3 protein-coding genes are annotated in these 17843 nt (G+C 34.2%); all 3 read left to right on the top strand.

Features of this window, described 5'->3' with window-relative positions; translation table 11 throughout:
* The first annotated feature begins 51 nt into the window (after positions 1-51).
* Genes P163_RS16765 through P163_RS16775 form a run of 3 tightly spaced genes read left to right on the top strand, consistent with a single transcriptional unit; the run spans position 52 to position 17831 of the window.
* The gene (locus tag P163_RS16765; RefSeq protein ID WP_197055448.1) at positions 52-8241 is read left to right on the top strand and encodes a non-ribosomal peptide synthetase; all 8190 of its coding nucleotides are present in this window, start codon (positions 52-54) and stop codon (positions 8239-8241) included.
* Positions 8238-16187, top strand: a complete 7950-nt coding sequence (locus P163_RS16770; RefSeq protein ID WP_034893918.1) for a non-ribosomal peptide synthetase — start codon at positions 8238-8240, stop codon at positions 16185-16187. Before P163_RS16765 ends, P163_RS16770 begins: the two co-directional genes overlap by 4 nt.
* Positions 16188-16199: 12 nt before the next feature.
* Positions 16200-17831: an MBL fold metallo-hydrolase gene (locus tag P163_RS16775; protein ID WP_034893921.1), complete on the top strand. Its 1632-nt coding sequence runs from the start codon at positions 16200-16202 to the stop codon at positions 17829-17831.
* Positions 17832-17843 lie beyond the last annotated feature (12 nt).

Here is a 17843-nt window from a genome sequence, read left to right on the forward strand (position 1 = left end):
TTACATTTTAAAAATAAAAATAAATGCTAGAGAAGAAGAAATTTGATGCTAATGAAGTTTGACAAGAAAGTAATACATTCCGTAATAGAAGACTTAACTAAAGAGTATTCAGAAAAGATAGCTATACAATCTCATTCTGGGGTGGTTAATTATGCAGAACTATCTCGATACTCTAACTCTATAAAAAATCAGTTTTTATCACTGAATCTTGAGAAAGGTGATGTAGTGGCAACTTTTCTGGAAAGCGATATTTCTTATGTGGTTTCCATTCTTGGAGTGCTGAAGTTTGGAGGAATTTTTCTACCATTGGAATGTTCCCACCCATTGTCTAGGCTATATTACCAATTGGAAGAGGTTACTCCAAAAATCATTATTACTACTGAAGATAAGATAGAAACAATTAAAAAAATAGTTGATGAATTACCCTTCAATATTTTACTGTTATTAATTGATGAAAAATTTCAACTAATCCATCAGTTGTCTCGAAATGAAGTCGTTAAGACGGAAAGAGTAGAGACAAAAGAATCTGAAACTACTACTACTACTACCATCTCTGGAGATAATAGTGTTTATTTAATGTATACTTCTGGATCGACTGGAAAGCCCAAAGGAATAGAGGGCGTTAATAAAAGTTTGAGTCACTTTATTCATTGGCAAAAAAAAGAATTTCAAATTGATCATACTATAAGAATACCCCTTTTAGCTCCTTTATCTTTTGATGTTAGTCTGAGAGATATTTTTTTACCACTTTTATGCGGAGGAACATTGATAATTCCTAGTTTAGAAGAGAAAACCTCTATTAAGAATTTAATTGCCTGGTTAATTGAAAGTAAGGTTAACCTAATGCATTCAGTTCCTTCTGTATTTAGAGTTTTAATGAAAGAAGATTTAGTTAGTGTTAAAACATTACTAAAAAGCTTGAGATATGTATTCTTTGCTGGTGAAGCACTTTATAGTAGAAATATAGAGCATTGGAGTGCTATAACAGAAAATAGTATACAATGGGTAAATTTATATGGACCATCTGAAACAACATTAGCGAAGATATTTTATAGAATTAAACTTGATGATATTAATGATAATCAAATTGTACCATTAGGTAAACCGATATCAAATACCGCAGTCTTTATTTTAAGAGGTCGAAGATTATGCGAAAAAGATGAGATTGGTGAGATTTTCATAAAAACCCCTTTTAGAAGTAAAGGATATTATCTAGATTTTAATTTGACATCAACGAAGTTTATCCAAAACCCTTTGCATAATGATTTTGAAGATATAGTATATGCTACTGGAGACTTAGGAAAGTATAATAAGAAAGAAGAAATAGTATTTATTGGTCGTACCGATAGTCAAATAAAAATACACGGGAATAGAGTTGAGTTATCAGAAGTTGAAAACGAAATTCGTTTTTATAATCGAGATCTAAATTTTGTACTAAAGGTTATAAAAGACACTCTTGAAGACGCATATATTGCCTGTTATTATATAGCCTTAAGTACTTTCAGTGAAAAAGCAATACGAGAATTTCTTTATAGTCGCTTACCTGCTTATATGCATCCACAATATTATGTTGTACTAGACGAATTTCCTTTAGGGTTAAATGGTAAGATAGATAGGAAAGCCCTGCCTAAACCCACTCTCTTATTACAAAGTGATGACAATTTAGAAATGCCACAAACCGAGGTTGAAATTAAATTGGCAAGAATATGGGCTACTTGTTTAAAGCTTAAAAAAGTTGGAATCCAACAGCATTTCTTTGAATTAGGGGGGCATAGCTTAGCGGCTTTTGAAGTGGTCTCTGAAATATATAAAGAATTTGGATTTCAAATTAAGCTTAATGTATTTTTTGATAATGACACCATTAAAAAATTGACTAAACTGTTGACTTTGGAGAAAGAACCAAAGTATACTAAAATAGCACCAGTTGATAGATCTATTAGATTACCTCTGTCATTTCAACAACAGCGATTATGGTTTATAGATAAGTTACAAGGAAGTCAACATTATCATATTCCTATAATAATTGAAATGAAAGGGGAATTGGAGATTGAGTTGCTCAATGAAGCCTTTACTCAATTGGTAAATCGACATGAGGTTTTAAGAACTGTTTTTCTTGAAAAAGAAGTTCTTCAGCAAGAAATACTCTCAGAAAATTTATTTTCTATAAAGATTAAAGAACAGTTGTTTAATGATGAAATTGAAGCCTTTTCAGAATTAGCTCAAGAAGAAATAAATAAGCCATTTGATTTATCTAAAGACCATAAATTAAGGGTGACTTTAATTGCATTGACCGATAAATCATATGTATTAATTGTTGTTTTTCATCACATTGCTTTTGACGGACTATCCTTTCCACTAGTAATAGATGAGTTAAGTGAATTATATAATTCAAAGAAAGAAAATAGACCACCTTCTTTGCCTGTTTTGGATATTCAATATTCAGATTATGCTACATGGCAACGAGAGGTTATGGAAGAGACATTACTTGTGAAATTAGATTATTGGAAAAATAAATTGAATGGATTAAGACCATTAGATCTTCCAGTAGATTTTAAAAAACCAAGTATTCGCAGTGTAAAGGGGGATACAGTTCAATTTAAGCTTAATAATATTATATCCTCTAAGCTAGAAAAATTAGCAAAGCAAGAAGGTGTTACGCTACATTCTATCTTATTGTCAACTTTTTATATTTTATTATTTAAATATTCGAATCAACATGATATTGGTATTGGAATTCCTGTAGCGAACCGTAATGAAGAAGAGACAAAACCCTTAATTGGTTTTTTTGTTAATACGCTGGTGCTTCGTCAAATTATTGATGATCAAATCTCATTTATAGAGTTAGTAAAAGAAGTTCATTTAAATACTTTAGAAGCATTTCAGTATCAAGAAGTTCCTTTTGAGAGCGTTGTTAATGCTTTATCCAAAGAAAGAGATTTAAGTCGAAACCCTCTTTTTCAGACACTATTTGTGATGCATGACGAGAGTGATTTCCCAGTGTTGAATTTGAAAGGTGTTGATTACTCAATATTGCCTTATCATACTAATTACTCTAAGTTTGATGTCGCTTTAACAATACATAAATTAAGAGAGAGCTTAGAGTTTTCAATCAATTATTGTAGTGATATATTTTTGTTAAATACTATCATGCAATTTGGAACTCATTATAAGCAGTTATTAAATTTGTTGTTATTTTCTTCTGATAGTACCTTAGGAGGTATTGATTATTTAGAGGATCAGGAGCGCGAAGAGTTGTTAGATGTATTTAATGCTACAGAAGTGGCTTATCCAGAGGATAAGACCGTTGTAGAATTGTTTGAGGAGCAGGTAAGTAAAACCCCAGAGTCCATAGCGGTTGTTTATGAAGAGGAGCGTCTTAGTTATGAGGAGCTTAATAGGCGCAGTAATCAATTAGCACATTATCTACAAGCACATTATACCATCGAGCCAGATGATTTGGTAGGGATTATGCTACCGCGAAGTTCTTGGATGATTGTGGGGATCTTAGGGATTTTAAAGAGTGGCGGCGCCTATGTTCCAATCGACCCAGATTACCCAGAGAATCGTATCGCATATATGCTTAAAGACAGTAATTGCAAAGTACTTTTAGATGAAGTTTTTCTAGATGAATTTAAGAGTGATTCAAAGGATTATAATACAGGTAATCCATCAAATGATATAGGTTCTAATAATCTGGTATATGTTATTTATACCAGTGGTTCTACAGGGAAGCCCAAAGGAGTAGAAATATCACATAATTCTTTAATTAATTATAACCATTGGCTAACAAACACTTATGATATAGGAATTAATGATAGTAGTTTAGTTACTTCGGGTATTTCTTTTGATGGGATTCTAACAAGTATTTATGGTTGTATTTTAAATGGAGGTACTCTCCATTTACTTGACAAATTTAGATTAAAAGATCCCCTATCTGTAATTGAGTATATAGAAAGCACGTCTATAAGTTATTTGAAGGTTACACCAACATATTTAAATCTGCTATTGCAAGGAGATGAAAATAATTCTTTATTAAAAATAAAGACTCTTCGTTTAATATTTACAGGAGGGGAGCGAGCAAATATATCAGATATAGCTAAGATAATTGAAGGTAGTAGTATTAGGTTAGTGAACCATTATGGCCCAACGGAGAGTACTATAGGATCATGTGTATATGATATTACTAATACAAACCTTGATGATTTTCTTAATCGACCAAGAATCGGCGCTCCAATTTCCAACACAGAGATTTACATATTAAATAGGGAGGGCTTATTACAGCCAATAGGCGTTACAGGAGAGCTTTATATAGGAGGAGCTGGATTGGCTCGAGGCTATTTAAATAATGAGGAGTTAACGGCAGAGCGATTTGTCTCAAATCCCTTTAAAGAAGGTACTCGTATGTACAAGACGGGAGATTTGGGCAGATGGAATAGTGATGGCACGATTACGTTTTTAGGGAGAGAGGATGCTCAGGTTAAGATCCGAGGGTATCGCATAGAGTTAGGCGAGATCGAGAGTGTATTATTGGGGCATGCAGATATAGATGAGGCTGTAGTTTTGGCCAATGATAATGATGGAGTTAAGGAGTTGGTTGCATATTTTGTAAGCAGCTTGGATCATGACAGCGCATCACTGCGCAGTTATTTAAAGGGCTTTTTACCCGATTATATGCTACCAAGTTACTATGTTTCGATGGAAGGTTTACCCTTAACACCTAATGGCAAGATAGATAGGCGCTCGTTACCCTCACCAGAGGGGTTAGAGATTAGTCATGGAGTAGAATATGTAGCCCCAGAGACAGATACAGAGAAGCAGTTAGTAGTTATATGGGAAGATATTTTAGGCAAAGAGAATATAGGTGTGAAGGATGATTTCTTTGAACTAGGAGGCCATAGTTTAAAGGCTACACGTCTTTTATCAAAGCTTCATAAAACCTTTGAGGTAAAGTTAGCTTTGAAAGACTTGTTTGTTCACACAGTATTGGAGACACAGGTTTCTTTATTAGAGGAAGCTACAAAGTCTGAGTATAGTAGTATAGAATTATTAGCAGAGCAACCTTATTATGATTTATCTCCTTCTCAACAACGATTGTGGTTAGTGGATAAGATAGGGTATAATAAGTCCGCTTATAATATGTATTTTTCTCGTGAATTTGGAAGTGATCTTGATATTGATGTCTTTAGGAGTACTATAGATTTGTTAATCTCGCGTCATGAAATTTTAAGAACCGTATTTATAGAAGTAAAAGGTCTCCCTAAACAAAAGATATTGGATGCTTCAACGCTGAGATATGAAATTCTATTATTAGAGCCATCCTTGGAGCTTGAGCATGAGATTTCTCATCATGTATTTGATTTGGAACAATGGCCATTGATTAAAATAGTTTTGGTAAAGGAAGCTCAAGGATATCGGTTATTGTGTAACATGCATCACATCATTAGTGATGGTTGGTCTATGGATTTGTTTCAGCGAGATTTTTCAGTTATTTATGAATCAAAACAATCTGGGCAAGAGATTTCATTACCTAAATTACGAGTTCAATATAAAGATTATGCTTTTTGGCAAAATAGTCTATTGTCAAAGTCTACATTTAGCAACCATAAGTTGTATTGGGAGTCAAAATTGTCAGGCAGATTACCAGTTTTACAACTACCTAGGGATTATTATGGTAATGAATTGATATCAGATACACGTAAGTCAGGTTATTATAGTTTTGCTATAGGCACAGAGTTAAAGAGAGATATATCAGAGTTTTTGCTTAATAATAAGGTTAGTTTGTTTGCATTTTTTCTTTCTTGTTACAAAATTTTATTGCATCGATTAACGGGAGAGAATGATATTATAGTAGGAGTGCCTTCAGCCAATAGGAATCATGAGGATATCAAGGATTTGATAGGTTTTTTCTTAAACACATTAATGTTACGAGATGTATTAGATCAAGAAGAGAGATTCATTGATTTTTTAGATGGCGTGCATACTACTTTAATAGAAGGGTTAGCACATCAAGAGTATCCTTTTGAAGAGATTTTAGATGGTTTAGATATATCTAGAGACTATCATCAATTTCCAATAAGTTCAGTTTTTTTAAATATGCTAGACTTTGATTCAACAAACGAAGATGTTCTTGTAGATTTTGAGGATAGTCAAGGAGATTTATCAAGCACAGCAAAGTTAGATTTGGAGTGTTATATTAAGAGTTATAAGAACGGAATCTCGGTGTATTGTGTATATCGTAATGATCTTTTTAAACCAGAAACAATACGTTACTGGATGGAAGCATTCAATTCAATATTACAACAAGTAATTCAAGATTCAGAGATTTCGATAGCTAATCTAGAGGTGTTTTCAAGTAGACTACCTGTAATTGATTCTCCTGAGGCAATAAATTCTTTTCTTTATTTTGAAGAAGAAATGGTAGCTCAAACAATTGTTTCACGTTTCGAATCTCAGGTGGATTTATACCCTGATCGTATTTCGATTTATCAAGGAGGTAACTTTATTAATTATAAGGATTTAAATTCTAAAGCAAATAAATTAGCTCTTAAGATTCGATCAATAATAGGTGTTAAACAAGGTCAGCATATCTCTTTGTTGTTGTCTCATGGAGAAGATGTCGTTGTGGGGATGTTAGGCGTTTTAAAATCAGGTAACGTATATGTTCCATTAGATCCTGAGTATCCTATAGATCGATTAGGCTATATGTTGGAGGATTCGAGGAGTCGTTTAATTGTTATAAGTGAAGAAACCTTAGTCCTTTCAGAAACGCTATTAGAGAAATTGGAAGCTATAGATATTTTAGCTATTGAATCGAGTATAACTGGTTCAGTAGCTAATTTAAATATATCTATTGATTTAGATTCAGCAGCATATATTTTGTATACTTCTGGTTCTACGGGAGAACCTAAGGGAGTTGTTCAAAGCCATCGAGGAGTTCTTCATTTTATACGAGTGTATACAAATAATCTTCATATTGATAAGGGAGATGTTCTAGGTTTGTTATCGAGTTATAGTTTTGATTCTGCTGTTATGGATATTTATGGAGCTCTTTTTAATGGGGCATCGTTATGTTCATATAATATTAAGAGAGCAGGGTTTGATGATCTTTCAGAATGGATTTCTACGAATCAGGTTTCTATCTTACATATCGTACCTACGATGTATCGTTATTTTATAACAGGGTTAAATGGAGATGAGATTTTCACAAGAGTTCGTTTGGTTGTTTTGGGAGGAGAGGCTGTTTATAAGAGTGATTTTGAGAGTTTCAAAAAGCACTTTAGAGAAGGGGCTTTATTTGTTAATGGATATGGTTCAACAGAATCAACAATTACACTACAGAAGTTTTTAGATCATGACTCAGAGGTAGCTTCAAGTGTTTTACCTTTAGGGCCTGCAGTTGCTTCTACTCGTCTTTACTTACTTGATGAGAATGATAAAGAGGTAGGGGTTTATCAAGAAGGAGAACTAGTTTATGGGAGTGCTTATTTGGCTCAAGGATACTTAAATAAAAAAGAACAGACAGATAAAGTGTTTACTGATGATCCAATAACTCCTGGTGGTCGTGTTTATCGTTCTGGAGATATAGGAAAGATGTTGCCTAATGGTGAGATAGTTTTTGTAGGTAGGCGAGATAACCAGATTAAGCTTAATGGTCAGCGTATTGAGCTTATGGATATAGAACAACAGTTGCTGAAGATAAAGGAGATAGATGAGGCAATTGTTTTGTTAAAAACTATTGATTCTGGAGATCATTTGTTGGCTTATCTTCGAGTGAATAAGGATGTAGATCAAAGTTTAATAAAATCAAGCTTACAAGAGAGGTTACCAATTTATATGGTACCTCAATTTTATGTAATTATTGACGAATTTCCCTTAACAGCAACAGGCAAGATAGACAGGCGCTCGTTACCCTCACCAGAGGGGTTAGAGATTAGTCATGGAGTAGAATATGTAGCCCCAGAGACAGATACAGAGAAGCAGTTAGTAGTTATATGGGAAGATATTTTAGGCAAAGAGAATATAGGTGTGAAGGATGATTTCTTTGAACTAGGAGGAAATAGTTTAAAAATTATCCAAATAGTTTCAAGAATTAATAGACTCTTTAATATTGAAATTTCGATTAAATCATTTTTTGAAGATTCGACTATAAGAAATGTTACCAAAAGAGTTCAAGCTCAATTATGGGTGGTTTCTTCAAAAACGAGTAGTAATGAAAATAATAGAGAGTATATAGAATTATGAATATAATAGATTTCATTTTAGAATTAAAAGAAAAAGATATTGAAATTTCTCTAGAGAATAATAAACTAAAAATTTATACTCCTGAAGGAAAATTGCCTAGTGCTTTAATTGATCAGATAAAGTTTAATAAAAAAGAACTGATAGCATATTTATCAAATATCCATAATGGATTACAAAAAAATAAAATAGAAATATTACAAGAACAAGCAAATTATAGTTTATCATCATCACAGCGACGTTTATGGGTTTTGAGTCAATTTGAGGGCGGCTCTTCGGCATACAATATGCCTTCACGTATATTTTTAGATGGCAGTTATGATGTAGATTTATTTAAACGTGCCATTTATTCGGTAGTAGACCGTCATGAGATCTTACGTACTGTTTTTAAGGAGAACTCCCAAGGAGAGATTCGTCAGTGGATATTAGAACGAGATGCTTTAGGTTTTGAGATCGGTGAATTGGATCTACAAGGCGAAGCAGATATCGAGTCCTCGGTATTGAATTATCTGGATAACGACCGTATGGTGGAGTTTGATTTAGCCAAAGGTCCACTATTACGCGCTATATTACTACAGGTATCAGAAGACCGTTATGTTTTTTATTACAATATGCATCATATTATTAGTGATGGATGGAGTATGGATGTATTGTCAAGAGATGTATTTAAGTATTATGAGTTTTATAAGAGTGGAGGCGAATTAGACTTACCAGCGTTACGGATTCAATATAAGGATTATGCGAGTTGGCAATTGTCTCAATTGAGTACATCTATTTATCAGGGCCATCGAGATTATTGGACGGGCTTACTGGGAGGAGATCTTCCCGTTTTAGACTTACCAAGTTCAAAGGTACGTCCCGTGATACAGAGTCATCAAGGTCAATTACTTCGCACTTACATATCAAAGGAATCTACTCAGGGGTTAAAGCGATTTAGCCATCAAGAGGGAGGTACCTTGTTTATGGGCTTACTGTCTAGTTTGAAAGCATTGTTGTACCGTTATACGGGTCAAGAGGATTTGGTAGTAGGGACACCCGTTGCAGGGCGAGAGCATTCAGATTTAGAGGACCAGATAGGATTTTATATCAATACGTTAGCATTACGTAATGAAGTTCGTTCAGAGGATAGTTTTGAAGATTTATTTAGACGGGTTCGTCAAAGGACTTTAGATGCTTATGAGCATCAGGGATATCCTTTTGATCGTCTTGTTGAGGATTTAGAACTTCGTAGGGATACGAGTCGAAGTGCTGTATTTGATATGATGTTGGTATTACAAAACACAGGAGATGCTCATCAGGGAATAGGTATAAGTGATTCAGATGTAGAATTGATAACCGATCAGGGGTTTAATTTAAGCAAGTTTGATTTGAGTTTCACTTTTGAGGAGCAAGGTGATTATTTGGCACTGTCGATTAAGTACAACACGGATGTTTATGATAAAGCGATGTTAGAAGGTTTTATCGTTCATTATAAAGAATTTCTTGCCTCGTTACTTAGTTTACCAGAGGCTTCTATAGGAGGTATTGATTATTTAGAGGATCAGGAGCGCGAAGAGTTGTTAGATGTATTTAATGCTACAGAAGTGGCTTATCCAGAGGATAAGACCGTTGTAGAATTGTTTGAGGAGCAGGTAAGTAAAACCCCAGAGGCTATAGCCGTTGTTTATGAAGAGGAGCGTCTTAGTTATGAGGAGCTTAATAGGCGCAGTAATCAATTAGCACATTATCTACAAGCACATTATACCATCGAGCCAGATGATTTGGTAGGGATTATGCTACCGCGAAGTTCTTGGATGATTGTGGGGATCTTAGGGATTTTAAAGAGTGGCGGCGCCTATGTTCCAATCGACCCAGATTACCCAGAGAATCGTATCGCATATATGCTTAAAGACAGTAATTGCAAAGTACTTTTAGATGAAGTTTTTCTAGATGAATTTAAGAGTGATTCAAAGGATTATAATACAGGTAATCCATCAAATGATATAGGTTCTAATAATCTGGTATATGTTATTTATACCAGTGGTTCTACAGGGAAGCCCAAAGGAGTAGAAATATCACATAATTCTTTAATTAATTATAACCATTGGCTAACAAACACTTATGATATAGGAATTAATGATAGTAGTTTAGTTACTTCGGGTATTTCTTTTGATGGGATTCTAACAAGTATTTATGGTTGTATTTTAAATGGAGGTACTCTCCATTTACTTGACAAATTTAGATTAAAAGATCCCCTATCTGTAATTGAGTATATAGAAAGCACGTCTATAAGTTATTTGAAGGTTACACCAACATATTTAAATCTGCTATTGCAAGGAGATGAAAATAATTCTTTATTAAAAATAAAGACTCTTCGTTTAATATTTACAGGAGGGGAGCGAGCAAATATATCAGATATAGCTAAGATAATTGAAGGTAGTAGTATTAGGTTAGTGAACCATTATGGCCCAACGGAGAGTACTATAGGATCATGTGTATATGATATTACTAATACAAACCTTGATGATTTTCTTAATCGACCAAGAATCGGCGCTCCAATTTCCAACACAGAGATTTACATATTAAATAGGGAGGGCTTATTACAGCCAGTAGGTGTAACGGGAGAGCTTTATATAGCAGGATCTGGCTTGGCTCGCGGTTATTTAAACAATGAGTTACTTACTAAAGAGCGATTTGTCTCAAATCCCTTTAAAGAAGGTACTCGTATGTACAAGACGGGAGATTTGGGCAGATGGAATAGTGATGGCACGATTACGTTTTTAGGGAGAGAGGATGCTCAGGTTAAGATCCGAGGGTATCGCATAGAGTTAGGCGAGATCGAGAGTGTATTATTGGGGCATGCAGATATAGATGAGGCTGTAGTTTTGGCCAATGATAATGATGGAGTTAAGGAGTTGGTTGCATATTTTGTAAGCAGCTTGGATCATGACAGCGCATCACTGCGCAGTTATTTAAAGGGCTTTTTACCCGATTATATGCTACCAAGTTACTATGTAGCGATGGAAGGTTTACCCTTAACACCTAATGGCAAGATAGACAGGCGCTCGTTACCCTCACCAGAGGGGTTAGAGATTAGTCATGGGGTTGAGTATGTAGCCCCACGAAATGATATAGAGCATAGTTTGGTAAAAGTTTGGGAAGAAGTTCTCAAGCGAGAAGGCATAGGAGTCAAAGATAATTTTTACAATTTAGGAGGAGATTCTATTAAATCGATTCAGGTTGTGTCTCGATTGAGACAATATGGATATAGTACTAAGGTAGAACATATTTTGCGGAACCCAGTTTTAGAAGATTTAGTTTCTTTTATCACTAAGAATGTCTTGGTTATAGATCAATCAGAGGTTTTAGGTCCTGTAGGTTTAACCCCTATTCAGCTTTCGTTTTTTGAGGATGCTACTATTGTAGCGAATCATCACTACAATCAATCTGTTTTATTGTTTAGGAAAGAGGGTATTGAATCTACTATTTTAGCGTCTATTTTTTCATATTTAGCGGCACATCATGATGCGCTTCGTATGGTTTATAGTGATACAGCAGGATCTTGGGTTCAGCAAAACTTAGGTATTTCAGATTCATCGTTATATGATTTATATGAGTATGATATTTCTTCAGAATTTACAGAAGAACAGATAAAGGCTCAGGTAGATGTACTTCAGTCGAGTATAGATTTATCTACAGGTCCTTTGATTAAGCTTGGATTGTTTCATTGTGAAGATGGAGATCGTCTACTTATAGTGATTCATCATTTAGTAATAGATGGTGTTTCTTGGCGTATATTATTGGAAGATTTTTCAACTTTATACGAACAGTCTTTAGAGGGGTCTTTATTTAGTTTACCTATGAAGACAGATTCTTATCAAGGCTGGTCATCGAGTTTATTAGCATATGGGAATAGCAGGAAGTTATCTAAGGAACGTTCTTATTGGGAACTCCAGATCATTTCATTTGAGTTTGATTTTCCTAATGATGTTATTGAAGAAGGCTCTTATGAGATAGGATCTATAGGTAGTGTTTCCTTTGGATTAAGTCAGCATATTACAGAGTTATTGCAAACCCGTGTTCATGATGTTTATAATACAGAGATCAATGATATTTTATTAACGGGATTGATATTGAGTATCGATGCAGTTTTAAAGACAGATCGTAGTGTTCTTTTAATGGAAGGTCATGGAAGAGAGGATACGGGTAATGAATTGGATTTTAGTCGGACTATAGGTTGGTTCACAAGTACGTATCCTTTTTTATTAGAATTGAAAGGAAGCGGAGATATTTTTAGTAGCCTAGTTTCAGTGAAGGACGATTTACGTCGTTTACCAGATAAAGGATTTGGGTATGGCGTATTAAAGTACTTTGGAGGCGGTTTTTCTTCTCGTGTTTCCCCATCGATTACTTTTAATTATTTAGGTGATTTTGGGTCTTCGGTATCGAGTATGAGTCGTTCAAAGGATAGTGTTGTTTTTGAATATGGATCAGGATATACAGGGAATGATAATTCGGAATTAAATTCAAATTCATCGACCCCTTTAGGTGTTTCTGGTATGATTGTAAAGAACGTATTACAGTTGAGTATTTCATATGATAGGTCTCAATATAAAGAGGGTACTATTAATGCTTTATCAGAGAGTTATCAAAATCATTTAGAATTGTTGATAGAAGGCTTGTCTAAAGAAGATCAGCATTATTTAACCTCTAGTGATTTAACTTTTAAAGGGCTTTCTTCTTTAGAGTTATCGGTTTTGAATAAAGAGGATGATCTTGAGGATGTTTACCGATTGTCACCTTTACAGGAAGGTATTTATTATCACTGGTTATCTGGGGGTATTAATTCATCTGTTTATTTTGAACAGATGTCATATCGATTGGAGGGAGAGCATTTAGATATAGAATCACTTCGATTGAGTTATGATCTTTTAGTTTCTCGTCATGCGATACTTCGCACGAGTTTTAGTAATGATTATGCGGGAGAGAGTTTGCAGATAGTACGGAAGTCTGTATCGAGTAATTTTGTGTATGAAAAGGCAGATGCGTTTAAGAGTAGAGAAGATCAGGAGTCTTATTTACAAGAGTACCGCAAGTTAGATCGAGATCGCGGGTTTGATTTGGGAGCAGGTTCTCAGATGCGTTTAACTATAGTTCAGTTAAGCCCGAGCTCTTATGAATTTATATGGAGTCATCATCATATTTTGATTGATGGTTGGTGTATGAGTATTTTGATCAATGATTTTTATAAGTTATTGTATGGAGTTCAGAACAAACGACCAGTTACTTTATCACCAGTATCATTATATTCAAGTTATATTAGTTGGTTGGAAGGATTAGATAAGGATTCTAGTTTGTCTTATTGGTCAAATTATTTATCAGGCTATGATAGTAAATCAAGTTTACCATTTGTAAATAATAGATTGGAAGGTGATTATTCACAGAAGAAGGAGCATTTATTGCTAGAAGGAGATTTATTGAGATCGATGCAGTTATTATGTCGAGAATTATCGATAACCGAGAATAGTTTTATCCAAGGAGTTTGGGGGTATTTATTATCGCGATATAACAATACACGCGATGTAGTTTTTGGAGCTGTAGTCTCTGGACGACCTGATGCTATACCAGGTATAGAGGATATGGTAGGATTATTTATCAATACGATCCCTGTTCGAATACAATACACAGAAGTAAGTACAGCTAAAGATTTACTAGAAGAGATACAACAAGGCTCGATCGCTAGTTTACCACATCATTATTTAAATTTATCGGAGGTTCAGTCTCAGAGTCCATTAGGAATGGACTTATTGGATCATATTATGATGTATGCTAATTATGCTATTCGCGGAATAGCAAAAGACGAAATTAATAAATCGGTTGAGCAAGATTTTAATATAGCAATAGCCTCTGAAACAAACTTTGACCGTACAAGCTATGATTTCGGAATTCAAACAGGATTATCTGATAATGAGATTTCTATAAAGTTTGTTTATAACGAAGGTAAATATAGAAAGACTGATATTTTGAATGTTAGAGAACATTTTCTAAACGTCTTTAAATCCTATCTTAATAATCCTAATTGCATATTAAGTGAAATTGATTATTTGTCGCGTAATGAAAAACAAGAACTGTTGGTGGATTTTCAAGGGAGGAAGGAGATTTACCCAGCAGATAAGACGGTTGTGGATTTGTTTGAAGAGCAAGTGTTAAGGACACCAGATGCCATAGCCGTTGTTTTTGAAGGAGTTGAGCTTAGTTATAGTGAATTAAATACGAGGTCCAATCAATTGGCTCATTACTTGAGTAAAAAGCATCAACTTTCCTCTGGAGATTTTGTAGGCGTGATGTTAGAACGTAGTGATCTATTTATTATCAGTATTTTAGGAATATTGAAGAATGGAGGAGTCTATGTGCCGATTGATTTAGATTATCCAGAAGATCGCAAGTTATATTTTATATCAGAAACAAGCTTGAAGACATTAATTATTGATTCATCAAGTATGTTAGATGTATTAAACTTTGAGACTAACATTCTAGCAATAGATATAGAACTAGATGAGCTTTTCAAAGAAGAATCAGATACTATAAATCTTTCGAAATCGATAGATTACAATGATTTGGCTTATGTTATTTATACGAGTGGATCTACAGGCGCACCTAAAGGAGTGATGATTGAGCATGGAGGTATTGTGAATACAATAGTATCTCAGATTGATGAATTAGGGTTGGATGGCAGAACTCGAGGATTACAATTTGCCTCATCTTCTTTCGACGCTTCAGTATGGGAGGTATTACTGATGCTGCTATCAGGAGGGGCATTATATATTATAAATTCAGACCAACGGTGGAGTCCAGAACTGATAGAGGATTTTATCATATCTCATTCTATTGATATAGCTACGATCCCACCATCTTATTTGAGTCAATTAAATATTTCTAAGCTATCAGGATTAAGTAAGTTAATAACAGCTGGTGAGGCTGCTATTTATGAAAAGGTTGTGGAGTTTTTAAATTATGGGGGACTTTATTTTAATGCCTATGGTCCTACAGAGTCCAGTATTTGTGCGACTATATTTAAAGTATCAAGTAAAGATGATGTTTTGCCATTAAGGATACCCATCGGTAGTCCTATTTCAAACACGAGTATTTACATATTGGGAGCAGGAGATGTTTTACAGCCCATTGGAGTAGTCGGGGAGATTTGTATAGGCGGAGTAGGATTGGCCCGAGGTTATTTAAATCGTCCAGATTTGACTTTGGAGAAGTTTTTTGATAATCCTTTTAAAGAAGGAGAGCGCTTGTATCGGACCGGAGATTTGGGCAAGTGGCATCGAGATGGAAATATAGAATTTTTGGGGAGAAAGGATGACCAAGTTAAGATCCGTGGATATCGTGTAGAGTTGGGTGAGATCGAGAGTGTCTTGTTGGGACATTCCGAGATAGATGAGGCCGTTGTATTGGCTAAGGATTTAGGAGGGACAACGGAGTTAATTGCCTATTTAGTGAGTGGTATAGAGCAAGATAGCAGTACTTTACGGAGTTATTTAAAGGGCTTTTTGCCAGATTATATGTTGCCTAGTTATTATGTATCGATAGTATCGATGCCATTAACGCCTAATGGTAAAATAGATAAGAAAGGATTACCGTCACCAGAAGGTATAGGTATCGAGAAGGGAGTGGAATATGTAGCACCTCGAACGGAGACAGAGCAGCAATTAGTTTCAATATGGGAAGAGGTTTTGGGTCGAGAAGATATAGGCGTCAAGGATGATTTCTTTGAACTAGGTGGACAAAGTTTAAAAGTAATTAAACTAGTCTCTCTAATTAAAGATAAGTTTGAAGTTGAGATTACAATAAATCAGATTTTTAGTGATTTGAACATTCAAAATTTATCTCAAGAAATTCAAAATATTTTATGGCTTACTAAATCAAATAATAAAACCGATGTAACTAATAAAACTACAATTTAATATTATATAATTATGAAGAAAGATATAGATAATCCAGTGTATTTAAAGCCTAATTTGGTTACTGAAGCACTATATGATAATTGGTATGCTTGGTCACATTTAATATCTCCAGTGACAGCAGCTCTTAATATTAAAGAACGACATCTGAAAATACTAAAATCATTTATTCAAAATCCTCAAATTCATGAAGCGGCTGTAAAAAAGCCAGAAATGAAAGGAGGCCCTTTTATTGACTATCCAAGAACCAGAGTGGATGAAATCAGAAATTTATATGAGAAAACAATTCAAAGTCAAAAAGGAATGTTAGAATTAGCAGATGCCATATCAGAATTGACACGAATGTTAGATAAAGAAGCTACGGGGCATTCTTTACAACCCTTATATGAAAAAATTCCGAATATTCTAAAGGGGTATGTAGAGTTAGTATATGATTTAAATAATAACGCAAATTTTAAAATTTTTGAAGCACTCTTGTATAAGAGTAAATATTATAAGGAATCATCCCAGAGCATTTGCTTGCAGTTGGTCAATTCCGACGAGCAAAGATCATTCGTTTTGAGTACTCCAAGATTGGAAGAGAATAATATTATTCATTGCGATATTGCATATAAGGATTCGGCAATTGATGAATTATTTAAAATGCTTAGAAATCCAAATTCGTTTTCAAGAATATCTAAACTTTTAGAGATTAAAGAATCACAGGTTGAATTATTTAGATCTTTTTTTACAGAAGAAAAACCTAAGCTTTATGAGAAATATATTGGAGAAGGAATACGCACAAGGTATTTTGGTCATGCGTCTATTTTAATTGAAACTAAAGAAATTTCAATACTAGTAGATCCTGTATTAAGTTATGATGGCTATGATTCTGATATTCCTAGATTTACTTCTCACGATTTGCCAGATTCTATAGATTTTGTTTTAATAACACATAATCATCAGGATCACATTTTGTTTGAAACTTTACTTCAAATACGACATAAAGTGAAAACTATTGTAGTTCCTAGAAGTAATAAAGGAAGCCTTCAAGATCCTGATCTTAAATTAATGTTTCAAAATATAGGTTTTAAGAATGTTATTGGATTGGGTGATATGGAATCTTTGGAACTACCTAAATGCTCAATTACAGGTATCCCATTTTTAGGCGAACATGCTGATTTGGATATTGGAAGTAAACTTTGTTACTATGTCGAATTACATAATAAATTCAGAGTTTTTCTGGTCGCAGATTCATGTAATATAGAACCAGAGATATATGTAAAAGTGAGAGAAGTAATGGACGATGTAGACATAATGTTTATAGGTATGGAGTGTGACGGCGCACCATTATCTTGGTTGTATGGTCCTTTACTTCCTGAGAAATTGACAAGAGATAGAGACATAACACGGCGTTTAGCAGGAAGTAATTGCGAACAAGGCTTAAGTTTGATTGATTGCTTTAATCCTAAAGCGGTTTTTGTCTATGCAATGGGACTAGAACCTTGGTTGGAGTTTATTAGTTCAATAAAATATACAGATGAATCAAGACCTATTGTCGAATCTAACAAATTAATTGAGATTTGTACAACTAAAGGTATTATCTCTGAAAGACTTTTTGGTGAAAAAACCATGGAATATTTAAATGAATCCCTAGAGATTAGATGAAGTTAATTTAAC

It is taken from the genome of Gillisia sp. Hel_I_29, from assembly GCF_000744275.1.
In the GTDB taxonomy this organism is placed as follows: Bacteria; Bacteroidota; Bacteroidia; order Flavobacteriales; family Flavobacteriaceae; genus Gillisia.